This is a genomic window from Flavobacterium sp. MMLR14_040, from assembly GCF_033657265.1.
Lineage (GTDB): Bacteria > Bacteroidota > Bacteroidia > Flavobacteriales > Flavobacteriaceae > Flavobacterium.
The window spans coordinates 440386-457081 of record NZ_JAWVWO010000002.1; the positions used below are offsets into that span (position 1 = coordinate 440386).

General features: G+C 31.9%; 11 protein-coding genes. 5 read left to right on the forward strand and 6 right to left on the reverse strand.

The features are described 5' to 3' along the window. Positions 1-20: 20 nt before the first annotated feature. From SD960_RS04810 to SD960_RS04820, 3 genes are all read right to left on the reverse strand, one after another. The gene (locus SD960_RS04810) at positions 21-839 is read right to left on the reverse strand and encodes a DUF5694 domain-containing protein (protein ID WP_318801211.1); all 819 of its coding nucleotides are present in this window, start codon (positions 837-839) and stop codon (positions 21-23) included. Positions 840-1100: 261 nt separating this feature from the next. Further along, positions 1101-2567, reverse strand: a complete 1467-nt coding sequence (locus tag SD960_RS04815; protein WP_318801212.1) for a serine hydrolase domain-containing protein — start codon at positions 2565-2567, stop codon at positions 1101-1103. A gap of 153 nt (positions 2568-2720) precedes the next feature. Next, complete coding sequence (locus SD960_RS04820) at positions 2721-3863, reverse strand: helix-turn-helix domain-containing protein (protein ID WP_318801213.1); 1143 nt, start codon at positions 3861-3863, stop codon at positions 2721-2723. A 600-nt stretch (positions 3864-4463) separates the two neighbouring features. Here SD960_RS04820 and SD960_RS04825 point away from each other — a divergent pair. Then, a complete protein-coding gene (locus tag SD960_RS04825; protein ID WP_318801214.1) occupies positions 4464-5048 on the forward strand; it encodes an HD domain-containing protein in 585 nt (194 codons plus the stop codon). 19 nt (positions 5049-5067) lie between these two features. Here SD960_RS04825 and SD960_RS04830 read toward each other — a convergent pair whose 3' ends face one another. From SD960_RS04830 to SD960_RS04840, 3 genes are all read right to left on the reverse strand, one after another. Further along, positions 5068-5319, reverse strand: a complete 252-nt coding sequence (locus SD960_RS04830; protein WP_318801215.1) for an FUSC family protein — start codon at positions 5317-5319, stop codon at positions 5068-5070. Between the two features lie 81 nt (positions 5320-5400). Beyond that, positions 5401-6732 carry a HAMP domain-containing sensor histidine kinase gene (locus tag SD960_RS04835; RefSeq protein ID WP_318801216.1) on the reverse strand — a complete coding sequence of 444 codons (1332 nt, stop codon included), beginning with the start codon at positions 6730-6732 and terminating at the stop codon, positions 5401-5403. 259 nt (positions 6733-6991) lie between these two features. After that, complete coding sequence (locus SD960_RS04840) at positions 6992-8347, reverse strand: sigma-54 dependent transcriptional regulator (protein ID WP_318801217.1); 1356 nt, start codon at positions 8345-8347, stop codon at positions 6992-6994. Positions 8348-8623: 276 nt separating this feature from the next. Between SD960_RS04840 and SD960_RS04845 the strand changes: the two genes are divergently transcribed. From SD960_RS04845 to SD960_RS04860, 4 genes are read left to right on the forward strand one after another with little or no spacing between them, the layout of a single operon-like run. Continuing rightward, positions 8624-9337 carry an ABC transporter ATP-binding protein gene (locus SD960_RS04845; RefSeq protein ID WP_318801218.1) on the forward strand — a complete coding sequence of 238 codons (714 nt, stop codon included), beginning with the start codon at positions 8624-8626 and terminating at the stop codon, positions 9335-9337. Between the two features lie 3 nt (positions 9338-9340). Continuing rightward, positions 9341-11752 carry an ABC transporter permease gene (locus SD960_RS04850; RefSeq protein WP_318801219.1) on the forward strand — a complete coding sequence of 804 codons (2412 nt, stop codon included), beginning with the start codon at positions 9341-9343 and terminating at the stop codon, positions 11750-11752. 47 nt (positions 11753-11799) lie between these two features. After that, positions 11800-14208 carry an ABC transporter permease gene (locus SD960_RS04855; protein ID WP_318801220.1) on the forward strand — a complete coding sequence of 803 codons (2409 nt, stop codon included), beginning with the start codon at positions 11800-11802 and terminating at the stop codon, positions 14206-14208. Further along, on the forward strand, positions 14209-16626 hold the full coding sequence (locus SD960_RS04860; protein ID WP_318801221.1) for an ABC transporter permease: 2418 nt from the start codon (positions 14209-14211) through the stop codon (positions 16624-16626). The last annotated feature ends 70 nt before the right edge of the window (positions 16627-16696 follow it).

Genomic DNA, 16696 nt, shown 5'->3' on the forward strand with positions numbered 1-16696 from the left:
CTCTGATTATTGGTGGCAGTTTATTTTAGTACGCTATTTACTTCAACGACTTCAAAATCGTCATTGTTTTGTAACAGGTGTTTTAATATCGGAATATGGCCTTGTCCAAATATTAATATAACGTATTTGTCATTTGCATTTATTTGAGTAATTACATTAGCATAAATTGCTAAATTCCTCAAATACCAATCAGAAACAGCTTCTGCTCCAATATAATTTTCTCCTGCTCCAACTTTTGCAATATATTTTAAGTACAGTGATAAATTTTTCTGTAACAGTTCTTTTTTGTTTATATATTTTAGTACTTCTGTAATTGAATTGCGTTTTGTTACATTGTCTATTTCAAGTAAAAAATTATTTGCATTAGTACCTAATTCATTTAATAAATACAACTGATTTTTTTCTTTAGCAGTTACCGAAAGTAAACTATCGTGTTCCATTCCGTAAAAAATATCTACACAATTTATCTCTTTTAAATTTAATTTTTTAGCTAATCTAAAACCTATTTGCTCTCGCTCGGAAACCGTTAATTTATACTTATTCTGTAAATACGCCTTATACAAACTATCAATTTGCTTTTGTTGCTTAAGTGGTTTTTCTATCATCACTTTATCAGCATTTGTTCCTTTTAAAATTTCGGTCAATGCTTCCAATTCCTGCTGCCTTTTAAGAGCTAAAAAATCGTCTGTCTTTAATTCAAACTTATCTAAATGAGGCGTTTCAAAGTGAATTGTACCGATTAATAAGATTTTGGTTTTAGGTTTTGATTCTTGCCCAAAAGCTGTGGTTGCTACTAAAAGTGTAATTAAAAATGTAGAAATTGTTTTAATGAAAGTCATTTTTTTTTTAGTTTGTTTTTATCATTATAAGATAGCTTCAATAAGGCTAATTAGGGCTGGCTTTATGCCGTAAACCGGATTTTTATTTAAAAGCGAATATAAGACTATTTGTACAACCTTTTATTAATTTCTTACATACTATATAAAAAAAATTAACATTTTTATTAGAAAGTTTCATCAATTCTTTATCAAGTAGCTTGTAAAATAGTTCTGCATAGATCACAAAAACTCCTTAATTTCTTAAGGAGTTTTTTTATGGTTTTATTTGTTTTTTATTTGGATTTCAACATTCATATTATCTCTTTTCAGGATTACAGAATTTAGTCTCCCCTCTTTGAAATCAAATTGTAATAAGTTAGGATAATCTATAATTTTAAATAAACCATTTCTCAAATACACCAACTCATTATCATTTTTTCCTTTAAAATGTTCCAATATTACAGATTCAACATACAGCCGGTTGTTTCTTTCTACTATTTTGGTTTCTACGCCCTGCCCATAAAGAAAATCGTCATACGTTCCAATTAGTTTTTCTTTTAGCGATAAAGGGATTTCCTGAGTCTTTTCATTAGGTGTTTTATTGTTCCAATCCATCAGTTTTAGAATCGTTTTTTGAGTGTGTGCCATTACAGGAAAACGATTTGGTTTTTCGCCATTTGCCAGAAATGCAAAGCCATTTCCGTCTGTCATGGTTGCGCCAACATTACCGCCTACTCCTGTATTAGATCCGTTGCAAAAAAACCAGTCATAGTTATTGTAACCAAAAGACTTTTGCCATCCGTAGCTCCAGCCTCCAACAGCATTTTTTAGAGCGGTTACCGCTGTTACTTTTTTTGCTACATTATGAGAAATCACTTTATTGTTTTTATTGCGTAAGGCATTTTGCATTTCAATAGCCAATTTAGCTAAATCAGTTGGCGTAGACCACATTCCTGATGGTGCAACTTGTGGCGTAATGGGCAAACCTGTTTTAATTACTTTTCCGTCTTTATCATGAACAAGCGCCACATTTGTTAGAAATCTATTTTCATTTGGCTGAATCATGGTCGTATTTTTCAAACCAAGAGGTGAAAAAATATAGGCTGCAGCAAGCTCTGCCATAGTTTTATTAAACGTGTCTTCTAATGCCATTTGAATAATGGTATAGCCACCACCGCTATATTGCCAACTAGTTCCCGGCGCAAACAAAAATTCTATTTCTTTATCATATCTGGGTATTTGCCCTAAAAGACTTTGTTTGATTGTTGGAATTGCTTCTCCCTCATAATGATCTTCAAAACCATCCTGAGATGTACCAGCGGTATGATTTAGAAATTGCCTCCACGTTGGGCTGTTATTTTCAGTAAACTTGCTTTTTGGTAAATGCCAGCGTTTTAAGAAAGGGTCTATTGGAGCATCTAAATTAATTAATCCTTTCTCTTCAAGCATAAAACAAAGAAGTGCCGTGATTGGCTTTGAAATTGAAGCTGTAGAAAAAGCAGTATTCTCGTCAATTTTTTCATTAGAATCTGTTGATTTTACACCAAATTGCTTTGAATATACAATCTCATAATTTTCAAAAACTACAACACTAAATCCTGGAAGTTTGTATTTTTCTAATTGTTGTTCAATATTTAAACTATCTGTCAAAAAGCTATAATCTTTCTTTTTTGTTAATGCTTTATGGCTTGTCTGGCAATTTGCATCTGTTACTATAAGAAGTAGTAGTACGTAAAAAATATTTTTCATGGTATCGATTTTTGGTTAAAAATTTATTTCGATACAAAGATGTGGAAGTAGCAAGTCCTGCGCGACCGAATGAAAAGATTCGAACGCATTTGTCTAAAAAAAATAAGTACGAATCGTTTCAGCAAAGAGTACGAGTAATCACAAAAAACTCAATTACAATTGCTTACGATAAGAAGTTGGTGTATTTCCGGTATGTTTTTTAAAAGCGGTATTAAAAGAAGATTTTGAATTAAATCCAACTTCATACAAGATTTCAAGAATGGTTACTTTACTTTTTGCATCATCTTTCAAAATCTCCATCGCATTTTCTATTCGATACGTATTGACGAAATCGTAAAAATGCTGTTCTAATTTATGATTGATTAAAAGAGATAAATCACGAACAGGAATTTCAATTGCTACAGAGACATCCTGAATGGTTAGAGAAGGATTTAAAAATGGTTTTTCTTCAACCATATAGTACTTCAATTTTGATAAAGCGGCATTGTATTCTTTTTCGTTTTCGGCTGCTGGTTCATTATTTTTTTCTTCTAAAACAATATCAGAAACGAGTTTTAGTTTTGAATCGATATTTCTAAATAAATCCGGGTGATTTAATGCCTTATACAAATACCAGCAAATAATAAAAAGCTCTACTACTAAAATTAAAAGTTTGAGCCATTCAGAAATATAGGGATAATCAGAAAATTTGAAAATATTTTTAAACAAAACAATCAAATACAAAACAGACAGTACACTCGTAAACTGAAAAAGCCAATTGTATGAATTTATATTGGTACCGGCATTATTTTCTAAATACAGTTTTCTTGCCTTTCGCAATAGCATAAAAACAGCAACAAGATATACAACGGTTTGAAGATGAAACAGAATATGACTAAACTGCAGCTCTATCCTGCTTTGACGGTTTATAATAAAATTAATTTTAGAAGTACCATCTACAATATAAAAACGAGGCACTAAAATAATGTTGGCCAGTATAAAAGGAAAAAGATGTATGAGATGTTTGAATTTTAATTTAAAATCAGAATAACAAACCGATAAAACATACAAATAAAAAGCAGGAATTTGTAAAAAAGCAAGGTTGTTTCTTAACATTCCAAAATTTGAAGGTCCATCCGAAACTAATTCAAATAAAGGACCGCTAATATCTATAGCCGTTATGATTAAAAAAGCAGCAAAAAGATAATTGCTTATTTTATATTTTGTTTTAACTGTTACCAGAAAAAAGGCAAGAAATAACGAAATGAACAAGGAAATTACCGTTACAATAAGTAATACATTAATGTTATCCTTCATTACTTTTTCTTGGTATGTTTGGGTTGATAATTATTGAAGACGAATATAAGCAATATTTGTGCTCCATTTATTCGAGTTAAAACTATTACCACAAAAATTTATAGATAAAGCTACCAAAAATGCATTAAGAAAAGAACTTGCGCCAAAGAGAAATAGCGAAGTATTATTTGAGTGTAGAAAACATGGCTGAACGCAAAAGCTTAGAAGCATTTTTAAAATAACAAGTCCTCATAACCAGAGATTTTGAAAAAAAATTAGTAAATTTAAACAACATTTCAAAAACAAAAATCATGATAAAATTTTGGTTAATAACAATTTTGATCTTTATTGTTTCAACGTATATACTCGCGAAATTAACTTTAAAATCAAACAGGGAAGAAACTGGCGAAAGAATTTGGCGATTTGGGTATGGAAGATCTACTTATTGGCGTCTTTTAACTTTGTGCAGTACTGGAATAACAATCGCATTAATTTTTATATTTCATTGGATAGGAATTCCTATTGTATAGAAAGAACCAGAAAAACTACACAATTACTTCATAATATTCCGAATATTTTTGTATTTTACCATAAACATACAAGCCTTAATTTATTATACATATGGAAAAACAAAAATATTGGTCAATAGATGAAATCCAGGAAATTTGGCAACTAGCTTCGAAATTACATAATGGACAAAAATATGGCGGTCTTAAAGATGGAGAACAAGTTGAATACATAAATCATATTGGAAGTGTTGTCTTTGAAATTTTAAATGCTATTCAATCAACAGAAAATATGAATGCTGGTTTAGCTATTAAATGCGCAATTCTACACGATACTATTGAAGACACTGCCGCGAGCTATGAAAAAATAAATGAACTTTTTGGTCATGAAGTTGCCCGTGGAGTTCTTGCACTAACAAAAAATGACAAAATCGAGGGACAAATTGAAAAAATGCTTGACAGCCTTAAAAGAATTAAAGAGCAACCTGTAGAAATTTGGGCGGTTAAAATGGCCGATCGAATTTCAAATTTGTATCAGCCTCCCTATTATTGGGAAGACGAAAAAAAGTTGAAATACATCGAAGAAGCCGAAGTTATTTTCCACGAATTAAAAGACGGAAACCAATATTTGGCTGAAAGATTAAAAGGTAAAATTAAAGACTACCATCGTTTTCTAAGTACTTCCGAAATTAACTCGTGAGAATAACGCAGATCTTTATTTATTTCAAACCACGCTCTTTCAAAAGATTTTCTAATTCTTCTTTCTCGTATTTTGAGTTATTAATCAATTTATAAGCAAGAAACAAAGGAATCAGCGTAAGAAATCCCCAGGTATTTTTTATAACGCTGTAAAACACAATTCCAATCAAAAAACCAATTAGAAAAGCGTTAGTAATTGCAGCTGATTTTCTTTTTTTTGCCTCTTGTAATAATTCCTGATCTGTTAAATCTGATAGTGGTTTTTTATCCATTGGTTATTTGATTTTTATAAATAGCTTTTAATCAAGCTAATATAATAAAAAAATTACTACAATTAATTGAAATCAAAATACTTATTCAACCAGACAAATCTCAAAAACAGTTCTTCCCTCTTCCGTTTTAAAAGAAATATAACCGCCGTGCGCTTCGATAATATTTTTAGATAAAGTCAAACCAATTCCGGCGCCTTCATTTCTGGTGGTAAAAAACGGAAGGAAAATTTTGTTTTCGATTTCCTTTTCAATACCGTTTCCACTATCTGAAATTTTAATGAAAGTTCGGTTTTCTTTGGCTTCCGCCGAAATGATAATCTGTTTTAATTCGGCATTTTTTACAGCGTAAATACAATTTGTCAGCAAATTGATCAAAACTTGTTCTACTTGCTGTGAATCGACATTTATCCAGCGTTTAAAAGCTATGTTGCTTAAAACTTCAATCTGATTTTCCTTAAATAACGGATTCATGATTTGTAAACAATTATCTATCAAGTGCTGTAATTCTATTTCTTCCTTTTTTGGCGAAGGCAGCATGGCGAGTTTTCTATATCCTTCAACAAATTTTTGCAAATGATCGCTTCGTCTTAACATCGTTTCAACGCTGTTTTTTATATCTTCTAAATCTTCTGCTGATAAAGAATCCTGCTCTACCAAATCCTGCAGATTCTGGCAAATAGAACGAATTGGTGTTATCGAATTTAAAAGTTCATGCGAAATCACTTTCATCAAATTTACCCAGGCATCTTTCTCTTTTTTCTCGACTACATTTTGAATCGAATCTAATAAAACAATAAAATAATCTTTCTCGAAAATTTCTGTTCTCGAAGCCTGCAAAACAAATGTTTGCTTATTTTGTTCGTTGATACTAATTTCTATCGATGTTTTTATTTCCTGAAAATCATCTTCTTCAATAATTTCGCATAACGAAGGCAATTGATTTTTGAGGTATTTCCATTTTGAAACTTTAGGAACATTAAATTGTTTGGAGAAATATTCGTTCATCAGGAAAATATTCCAATCTGAGTCTTGTTTTTGCAAAATGATGATTCCCGTTTCAATATTATTCAAAATCGAACGGTAAATTATATCTTTTGAAACCTCTTCGTTTTGCTTGTTTTTTAAGGTGTCGTATAAATGAAATAAATCATTGTAACTTCTATTGAATTTATGTTTTGAAAAATCCGATGTAAAATCATTTTGCAAGATCGAAGAGATGGTTTTATCGTAAAGCAAAACAAAATTCCGAACATAAAAATAAATTTCGCGAATAAGCAGAAAAACAATAAAAAGACCAAATACGCCGGTAAAAATCAAATCGATTTTAAAAAAATGAACTGAAATTTCTATCGCTGCAATGATTAGAATTAATCGTATAAACAAAAGTTTATAGGTTTGAAATGTTTTAAACATATTTTTAAAATTAAAAATTTTGAATTAAAAATTAAAAATCCTGAACTGTAATTTTCTCATAGCTATGCTACCATCTGGACACAAATATTATAATCAATTTTAAACACAAATTTACTTCGTCCGTTCGCTATCGCTCGGGTCACGAATTTGCACAAATTTTAATAGGGAGCTTAGTTTGTGAAATTAATTTCACAAACTAAAATTAGTGTCAATCAGTGAAATTCGTGTTTGTTTTTATACTTATGTAATTTATTTTTAATTACAACTCTTCTGTTTTAATATTATATTTCTCTAAACGGCGATACAAAGAACCACGTGACAATCCCAGTTCATCGGCGGTTTTGCTGATATTACTATTGTGTTTCAATAATGCCCGTTCGATTGTCGTTTTTTCTACAGATGAAAGCTGAATGTCATCCGGATTTTCATCGTAAAGCGTAATGGTTTCAAGATCCAAGTCAGCTACTGTGATTTTGTTGTTTTCGCAAAGAATAACAGCGCGTTCAATTTTATTTTCCATTTCTCGAATGTTTCCATTCCAGGCGTGTTTTTCAATTTGTTCCAATACTTTTTTATCAAAAGTAATTTCATCCCTCCCGTATTTTTCGATCATTTTTTCCAGAAGATAGTCGGCCAATGGAATTTTATCTGCGTTTCTTTCTCGCAACGGAGGCAGAATAATTTCCATTGTATTAATACGATAGTACAAATCCTCTCTGAAGTTTTTATCGGCAACTTCCAGTTTTAAATTCAAATTCGTTGCCGTAATAATGCGCACATTCAAAGCTCTGGGTTTTGTTTCGCCCAATCTGGTTACGGTTTTGGTTTGAATAACCTGCAAAAGTTTTGATTGCAAATGCAGCGGAACATTTCCTATTTCATCCAGAAAAATTGTGCCGTTTTGCGCCATTTCAAACCGTCCGGGTGTATCGATTTTTGCATCGGTAAAAGCGCCTTTTGCGTAACCGAATAATTCACTTTCGAAAATATTAGAATTTAGAGATCCCAAATCAACCGCTATAAAAGGATTGTTTTTTCTTTCCGATTGCGAATAAATATGATGCGCTAGAACAAATTTTCCGGTTCCATTTTCACCCAAAATCAAAACATTAGCATCGGTTTTTGCTACTTTATCGGCAAGAGAATACGCTTTTTTTATAGTATCAGAAGTTCCTATAAAAAAGTCGTTCTGTATTTCAATATTCTTATCTTTTTTCTGTTCTTTTCTTGATTTATCAACGGCTTGTTTTACAGATTCGAGCAGTTTTTTGTTTTCCCACGGTTTCAGGATATAATCAAAAGCGCCGGATTTTAAACCTTCAACCGCCGTTTCAACTTTTCCAAAAGCGGTCATTAAAATCACTACGGTTTTTGGCGAAAGCGTTTTTATTTCTTTCAATAAATACAAACCTTCTCTTCCATCTTCAAAACCTATTCTGTAATTCATGTCTAACAAAACAACATCGATGGTTTGTTTCGACAATAATTCGATAACATTTTTGGGATTATTAAGTGTATAAATGTTTTCAAAATACTTTTTCAGGAACACTTTCGACGCAAAAAGGATATCTTCCTGATCGTCGATGATTAATATCGAGGCATTTGTCTTTTTCATTTTTGTTCGGTTTTGGACGAAAGCTGTCCACTAATGGACACTTCTGGTTTTTTATAAAAAATAAAAACGTAAAAATAAGGCAGTTACAATCTTTAATTTTTTGGCATGAAAATCACATTTAGACTAACAAATCATCAAATATGTGAACCATTATTGCTGGTAAAAGTAACAAAAATAGATATTGAACAACTATATTGTTAATTATCTTAATTTCGGGCCTGTTTCTATTACTTCGGCAATAAAAAAAATTAAAAACATCAATCTAAAACAACAATTATGATCAAGATTAACAAACTTTCAAAAATTTTCAGAACCGAAGAAGTAGAAACAAATGCATTAAGTGAAATCTCATTAACAATAAACGAAGGCGATTTTGTCTCGATTATGGGACCATCCGGAAGCGGAAAATCAACTTTATTAAATATTATCGGATTGCTGGACAGCGCTTCGGGAGGAAGTTATCAATTGTTAGGTCAGGAAATGATTGGATTAAAAGAGAAACTAAAATCAAAAGCCAGAAAAGAAAACATTGGATTTATTTTTCAGAATTTCAACCTGATTGATGAACTTTCTGTTTTTGACAATATCGAATTGCCATTGATTTACAATAATGTGCCTTCAGCTGAAAGAAAGATAAAAGTAAATGCGATTGCTAATAAACTAGGCATTTCGCATCGCTTAAAACATTATCCGCAACAGCTTTCCGGAGGTCAGCAACAACGTGTGGCGGTGGCACGAGCTTTAATTAATGATCCCAAAATTATTCTTGCCGATGAGCCAACTGGAAACCTTGACAGTAAAAACGGAAATGAGGTCATGGAATTACTAACGGATTTACACGCCAACGGAGCCACGATTTTAATGGTGACGCATTCTGATTATGATGCTTCGTTCTCGCAAAAAACTATTTTAATGAAAGACGGAATTATTCTTTCTGAAAAAGTAAACAATAGAAATGTTGATGTTTTTGCAGTCAACTTAAACAACTAAGTCATGTTAAAAAACTGGACAAACATATTTATATATCATATCAAAAACAACAAGCTTTTTACAGCTTTGAATGTTTTGGGTCTGAGTATTGGAATTGCAGCATTAATTTTTGCGATTTTGTACTGGAATGATGAACACTCCTACGATCAGTGGAATCCCGAAAAAGATAAAATCTATTCGGTAATGAGTAATCTTGGCGGAGGAAATATCTGGGCTGTATCTTCTGCAATTCCTGCTCCTATTTTAAAATCGACCACATCTTACCTAGATGAATATTGCTATTTTAGAACCAATTACTCGAAGCAAACAATACAATATCACGGAAAAATAGAGTTAGTTGATAAGATTTTAACGGCGCAGAGCAGTTTCTTTTCTTTTTTTCCTTTCGAATTTATTCGTGGTAACGCAAAAAGCGCAATTCACGATCGAAATAGCATTGCAATTTCTGAAGAAACGGCAATACGCTTGTTTAAAAACGAAAATCCGATGGGAAAACAAGTCAGATATGCTGAACAAATTTTCGTGGTTCGTGGAGTATATCGATTATCTGAAAAATCTTCTGTGATGCCAGCTGCCGTTACGACGATAATAGAAGATGATTTAGAAAAAAACAGAGAAAGCTGGGGTTTGAATTACGGATTAATGCTTAAGCTAAAAAATGCAAGTGACACAACCGTGGTTATTAAAAAACTGGATCAAATCTTTCTTGACGAAAACTACAAAAAACAGGCAAAGGCAGAAGGTTTAGATCTTGAGTCGTTCATAAAAAGATACGGCCAACCTATTAAAGCGCAATTGTTACCGCTTACCTGTGCAAGACTATATAATGGAAACACAGCATTTGCGGAAGGAAATGCCAATGTGACTTTTTTGCGGATATTGATAGGTTTATCGATACTTATTTTGTTATTATCAATCGCCAATTACATTAATCTCGCTACTGCAAATGCTGTAAAACGAGCTAAAGAAGTTGGAGTCAGAAAAATTGTTGGGGCTTCAAAATTGCAAATCATCATGCAATTTGTATTTGAAACCGTATTAATTACGCTGTTTTCAGTATTGCTTGCATTGGTAATTGTAGAACTTTCATTGCCTTTTTATAATGCTTTATTAAACAAAAATCTTATTCTGATCGGAAGTCAATTCTATCTTCAATTAGTATTGATTTTCATTCTTGTTGTTTTTGTTTCCGGTGTTATTCCTGCCATCTACATCTCCAATTTTGAAGTGCTGAAAGTTTTAAAAGGAAACTTTTCGAGAAGCAAAAGCGGGATTTGGCTTCGTAACGGAATGCTGGTTTTACAATTTGCTATTGCCACATTTTTTATCATTGGTTCTTTTATCGTGTACCAACAGGTAAATTTTATGGCCGAAAAAGATTTGGGTTTTAAAGGAGCACAAGTTATAGACATTTCATTTAAATCTAAAAAAGGAAAAGGACAGTTTGACCGATATAAGGCAGTTCAACAGGAACTTCAAAAAATTAGCGGCGTTGAGGCTGTTTCTGCAGCATCATTTTCTATTGGAGGCGTAGAAAATTCATGGGCTGGTTTGCATTACAAAACGTATCAGGAAGTTATAACGCAACAAATGGGTGTTGATTTTGGAATGCTGAAGCTTCTGGGTATTCACGTAATAAAAGGACGTGATTTAAGAGAAGAGATTTCTTCAGACACCATTTCAAATGTTTTATTAAACGAAACTGCAGCAAAAACATTATTAGAAAAAGACCCTTTAAATAAAATAGTAAACTGGCAAGATGGCAATTATAAAGTTGTCGGGATTGTAAAAGACTTTAATTTTTTTGGCCTTGAAAACAAAATTGGACCAATGATTTTCTATCACATTAAAGCACAATCATGGAGTCAAAGTGAAATGCATACAATCTCAGTCAAAATTTCATCGAATGATATGCCCCAGACCATTGATAATATTGGAAAGTTTTGGAAAACAAAAGTAGATTCCGAATATCCTTTTGAATATGATTTTGTAGATAAAAACTTTGCCAGATTGTATAAAAAATATGAAAACCAAAGAGATTTATTTGCTTTGTTAAATATTATAGTAATCTTAATTGCCGTTTTTGGATTGTTTGCTTTGGCTTCTTTTTCTATGGAAAGAAGATTACGCGAAATCGCCATCAGAAAAACGCTTGGCGCGGAAACCAATACTTTACTAAAAGGATTATCCCAACAATATGTGATTTTCTGTATTATCGGATTTCTAATCGGAATACTGCCGGCTTATCTTTTATTGCAAAAATGGCTGGAGAATTTTGCCTTTAGAATCGATATTCCTTTGCTTCCATTTTTTACTGCATTTGTTTGTTTGATGTTTTTGACCTTGACGATTGTTTTGGCAAAAGCTTATCAGGTGACTAAAATTGATGTTTTGAGATATCTGAAATATGAATAAAAAAAGATAATTCTCTTCTTTTTATTCTTAACGCTACAACTAAAACTATGATACTTAACTGGATAAACATATTTATATACCACATTAAAAACAATAAGCTTTTTACAGCTTTGAATATTCTGGGCTTGAGTATTGGAATTGCCGCATTAATTTTTTCGATTTTGTATTGGAACGATGAACATTCTTATGATAAATGGAATACATCAAATGATAAAACATTTATCGTGCTGAATGATTTGGGAGAAGGCAATATCATGGCTTCAAACTCTGCTATTACTGCGCCGGCTCTAAAAGCGACAACTCCGTATTTAGAAAACTATTGCTATTTCAGTACTTATTACACAAAAGAAACCATACAGTACAATGGCAAAATAGAATTAGTCGATAAACTGTTTTCGGCCCAAAAGACTTTTTTTTCTTTCTTTCCATTTGAATTCAAATACGGTGATGCAAAAAGTGCGCTGAATGATCCTCAAAGTATTGTTTTTTCTGAAGAAACTGCCTTTCGATTATTTAAAAATGAAAACCCTGTGGGCAAACAGGTAAAATATGCTGACAAATTATTTGTCGTTCGCGGTGTTTATCGAATACCCGGGAAATCAGTTGTAATGCCGAATGCAGTCACGAATAGTATTGAAGAAGATCTGGAACATCTTAAAGACCACTGGGGTTTTAATTTTGGTTTAATGTTAAAACTAAAAAAGAAAAACGATGCAGGACTTGTCATTAAAAGTATGGAACAACTGTTTATCGAAAAAAATTATAAAAGGCAGGCAAAAAAAGAAGGCATGACGCTTGAAGCTTTTATAAAAAAGTACGGTGAACCCTTCAAAGTTAAATTACTTCCGTTTGAAAACTCAAGGCTTTACAAAGGAAATTATCCGTTTCCGGAAGGAACAGGAAACCTTCAGTTTTTGCAAATATTAATGGTGCTGTCAATTTTGATCTTACTATTATCAATTGTAAACTACATCAACTTAGCCACGGCAAATGCCATAAAACGCGCAAAAGAAGTAGGCGTTAGAAAAATTATTGGAGCTACAAAATTGCAAATTGTTTTTCAATTTGTGTTTGAAACCGCATTAATTACCTTATTTGCCATATTATTGGCACTCGTAATTGTAGAAATTTCTTTGCCATTTTACAATCAATTTTTAAACAAAGAATTAATTCTGGCAGGATCACAATTTTGCGTGCAGCTCGCTTTAATCTTTTTAATCGTACTCTTTGTTTGTGGAGTGTTCCCGGCACTTTACATTTCAAATTTTGCTGTTTTGAATGTTTTAAAAGGAAATTTTTCCCGCAGTAAAAGCGGGATATGGATTAGAAACAGCATGCTTGTGATACAATTTTCGATTGCTGCTTTTTTTATTATCGGTTCTTTTATAGTCTATCAACAAGTCAATTTTATGGTAGAAAAAGATTTGGGTTTTAACGGATCTCAAATCATGAATATCGCTTTTAGGGAACAAAAAGGCAAAGGTAAATTTGAGCAATACAAAAGTATTCAACAGGAACTTCAAAAAATCAACGGTGTCGAAGCTGTTTCTGCCGGAGCATTTTCTATTGGAGAAAACGAAATTTCAAAAGGTGGTTTATTTTATAACAATAAAGTGACAGTAATTCAGCAAATCGGGTTTGATTTCGGGATGCTGGAAATGTTGGGAATAAAAGTTATAAAGGGAAGATCGCTAAGAGAAAAACTTGCCTCAGATACTATTTCTAATGTTCTACTGAACGAAGGAGCAGCCAAAATTTTACAGGAAAAAGATCCTTTGGATAAAATAATCGGCTGGAATGGCGAAAAATATAAAGTTGTGGGAATCGTTAAAAACTTTCATTATTCTGGTTTAGACAATGAAATTAATCCTATGATTTTATTTCATATAAATACTCAAAAATGGACGCAAGGCAATATAGAATACGTTTCTGTAAAGCTTTCGCCAAAAGACATTCAGAAAACTATTGCTTCATTAAAGAATTTTTGGTCTCAAAAAGTGGATTCAGAATATCCTTTCGAATATAATTTTGTGGATAAAAATTTCGCCAAAACCTACAAAAAATATGAAGACCAAAGAAATTTATTTGCCCTGTTAAATGTTGTAGTAATCTTAATCGCCATTTTCGGATTGTTTGCCCTGGCATCTTTTTCTATGGAAAGAAGATTCAAAGAAATCGCCATTAGAAAAACGCTTGGCGCAGAGACCAATATTTTACTAAAAGAATTATCTAAACAATATGTATTTTTCTGCATTATGGGATTTTTAATCGGAATATTTCCAGCTTATATTTTATTAAAAAATTGGCTTGAAGATTTTGCCTTTCGCATCGACATTCCGATTTTGCCCTTTATTCTTGCCTTTGTGTCTTTACTTTTCCTGACACTTACCGTTGTTTTGGCAAAAGCATACCAAGTAACAAAAGTTGATATCTTAAAATATTTAAAATACGAATAAATGATACTAAACTATATCAATATATTTATTTACCGATTAAAGCACAACAAGCTTTTCTCTTTCTTAAACATTCTGGGATTGTCAATTGGTATTTCCGGATTAATTTTTGCGTTGCTTTACTGGAACGACGAACAAAACTACAACAACTGGAACCCTGAAAAAGACAATGTTTATCAGGTTTTGATTCAACTAAGCGATATGCCGGCCTGGTCAGATTGTGCCTTATTCCTGAAACCTGCTTTAGACGAAGATCCAAATATCGAAACTATAATGTATGCGGACAGTTGGTATCAAAAGGATAAAATTATTTATAACGGAAAGAAGCAATTTGTAGATAAAATTATCAATGTCGAACAAAATTTCTTTTCTTTTTTTCCTTTCAAATTTATTCAGGGAAATGCGATTTCAGCCATAAAAGATGATTCGAGTATTGCCATTTCTGACGATACTGCCAAGAGAATTTTTGGCAATGAAAATCCTATCGGAAAACAAATAAAATGTTTTGACAAGTTGTTTTTTGTACGGGCCGTGTATCATATTCCCGGAAATTCTTCGATTGCGCCAAACATCATCATCAATAAAATGAAGGAACTGACAACTTCGGGAATGATAAATCCTTTTGTTTTAAAATTACTTTTAAAAGTAAAAGACCCTTCAAAAGTTGATCTTACAAGACAGAAACTCGAAAGAATTTACAACCACGATTTTATTACGCGACTATCTAAAGAAGCCGGTTTTACACCCAAAGAAATGGCAAAAAAAGTTGGCTATTTTAACGTTGTTCTTGAGCCATTATCAAAAGCCAGATTACATTCTGTAGCAGATGGTTACCCGGAGCCACGAGGAAATTATCAGTTTTTAATGATCATGATGGGCTTATCTGTTTTGATACTCATTTTGTCTGTTGTTAATTACATCAATCTCGCAACGGCAAATGCCGTAAAGCGGGCTAAAGAGGTTGGAATACGTAAAATTTCGGGTGCGTCTAAAAGTAATATTATTGTACAATTTCTTTTTGAAACGGTTTTAACAACCAGCTTTTCTATTTTACTGGCGTTAGTAATTGTTGAACTTACTTTACCGTATTACAACAACTTTTTAAATAAAAACATTACTCTTTTGGCTAGTCAGTTTTATATACAATTGGTTTTGATTTTTATTATTACGGTTATTACTGCAGGATTATTCCCTGCAATTTATGTTGCCAATTTTCAAACCTTTAAAGTTCTGAAAGGTAATTTTGAAAGAAGCAAAAACGGTATCTGGCTCCGTAACGGAATGCTGATTTTTCAATTTGCAATTGCGGCCTTTTTTATAATTGGTTCTCATATCGTTTATCAGCAAATTCAATATTTACAAAATAAAGATCTTGGTTTTAAAGGTGATCAGGTAATTACAGTTCCATTAAATATTCCGTTGGCAGAATATACATCCGAAAATGCAGAACAAACCATTTATACTAAATACAATACTCTAAAACAGGAATTAGGCAAAATTAAAGGCGTTGAACAAATTTCAACCGGACTTATTTGTTTTGATGGATCTGATAACTCGATTTCACCCGTTCTTTATAACAATGAACTTTTTAAAGAAAGAGGTATCGCTATAGACTATGGTTTACTTGAAATACTGAATGTTAAAATGAAAGAAGGCAGGAATTTCGATAGAAAATTAGCTTCGGATACGGTTAATTCGGTAATCATAAATGAAAGTGCTTTGAATTTAATGAAGCTTAAAAATCCTATTGGGAAAGAACTCCTGATACGCGATCAGAAACTAAAAATTATTGGTATTGTTAAAGATTTTAATTTACTGAGCCCGGAATTAAAAGTGCCCCCAATTGTTTTCTATCATATTAAAACCTTTAATATGGCGCACAACATCAACAGGGTTTACATAAAAGTAAAACCTGATAATCTGGAAACTACGATTAAAAGTATTGAAAAATTATGGGCAAAAGTTGATACTGAATATCCTTTTAAATATGATTTTGTAGATAAAGAATATGCGAGAACTTATGAATCTTATATTAAGCAAAAAAACTTATTTTCGATGTTGAATATCGTCGTTATTCTAATTGCTCTTTTTGGTTTATTCGCTTTAGCATCTTATTCGATACAAAGACGAATGAAAGAAATCGCCATCAGAAAAACACTTGGTGCAGATACAAATGTTCTGCTGAAAGAATTATCAAAACAATATGTTTTGTATTGTGTTATTGGTTTCTTAATTGCTTTATTTCCTGTTTATTATTTATTGAATAAATGGCTGGAGAATTTTGCTTTTAGAATAGATATTAGCTTGTTTCCATTCGTTTTAGGATTCCTTGTTTTATTAATGCTAACTTTAATCATTGTGCTTTCAAGAGCTTATGCGGCAACAAAAACTGATATTTTACGGTATTTGAAATATGAGTAAAAATCATTTTATTAATTCATTAAAAACAAAAAACTCCATTATTGCTAATGGAGTTTTCTGTTTTTAATGA

Bases quoted from the DNA above. Each gene is read 5' to 3' on its own strand.
- SD960_RS04860 (WP_318801221.1), top strand. From the start codon at position 14,209: ATGATACTAAACTATATCAATATATTTATTTACCGATTAAAGCACAAC.
- SD960_RS04835 (WP_318801216.1), bottom strand. From the start codon at position 6,732: ATGTTTAAAACATTTCAAACCTATAAACTTTTGTTTATACGATTAATT.
- SD960_RS04810 (WP_318801211.1), bottom strand. From the start codon at position 839: ATGACTTTCATTAAAACAATTTCTACATTTTTAATTACACTTTTAGTA.
- SD960_RS04820 (WP_318801213.1), bottom strand. From the start codon at position 3,863: ATGAAGGATAACATTAATGTATTACTTATTGTAACGGTAATTTCCTTG.
- SD960_RS04825 (WP_318801214.1), top strand. From the start codon at position 4,464: ATGGAAAAACAAAAATATTGGTCAATAGATGAAATCCAGGAAATTTGG.
- SD960_RS04845 (WP_318801218.1), top strand. From the start codon at position 8,624: ATGATCAAGATTAACAAACTTTCAAAAATTTTCAGAACCGAAGAAGTA.
- SD960_RS04815 (WP_318801212.1), bottom strand. From the start codon at position 2,567: ATGAAAAATATTTTTTACGTACTACTACTTCTTATAGTAACAGATGCA.
- SD960_RS04855 (WP_318801220.1), top strand. From the start codon at position 11,800: ATGATACTTAACTGGATAAACATATTTATATACCACATTAAAAACAAT.
- SD960_RS04830 (WP_318801215.1), bottom strand. From the start codon at position 5,319: ATGGATAAAAAACCACTATCAGATTTAACAGATCAGGAATTATTACAA.
- SD960_RS04840 (WP_318801217.1), bottom strand. From the start codon at position 8,347: ATGAAAAAGACAAATGCCTCGATATTAATCATCGACGATCAGGAAGAT.
- SD960_RS04850 (WP_318801219.1), top strand. From the start codon at position 9,341: ATGTTAAAAAACTGGACAAACATATTTATATATCATATCAAAAACAAC.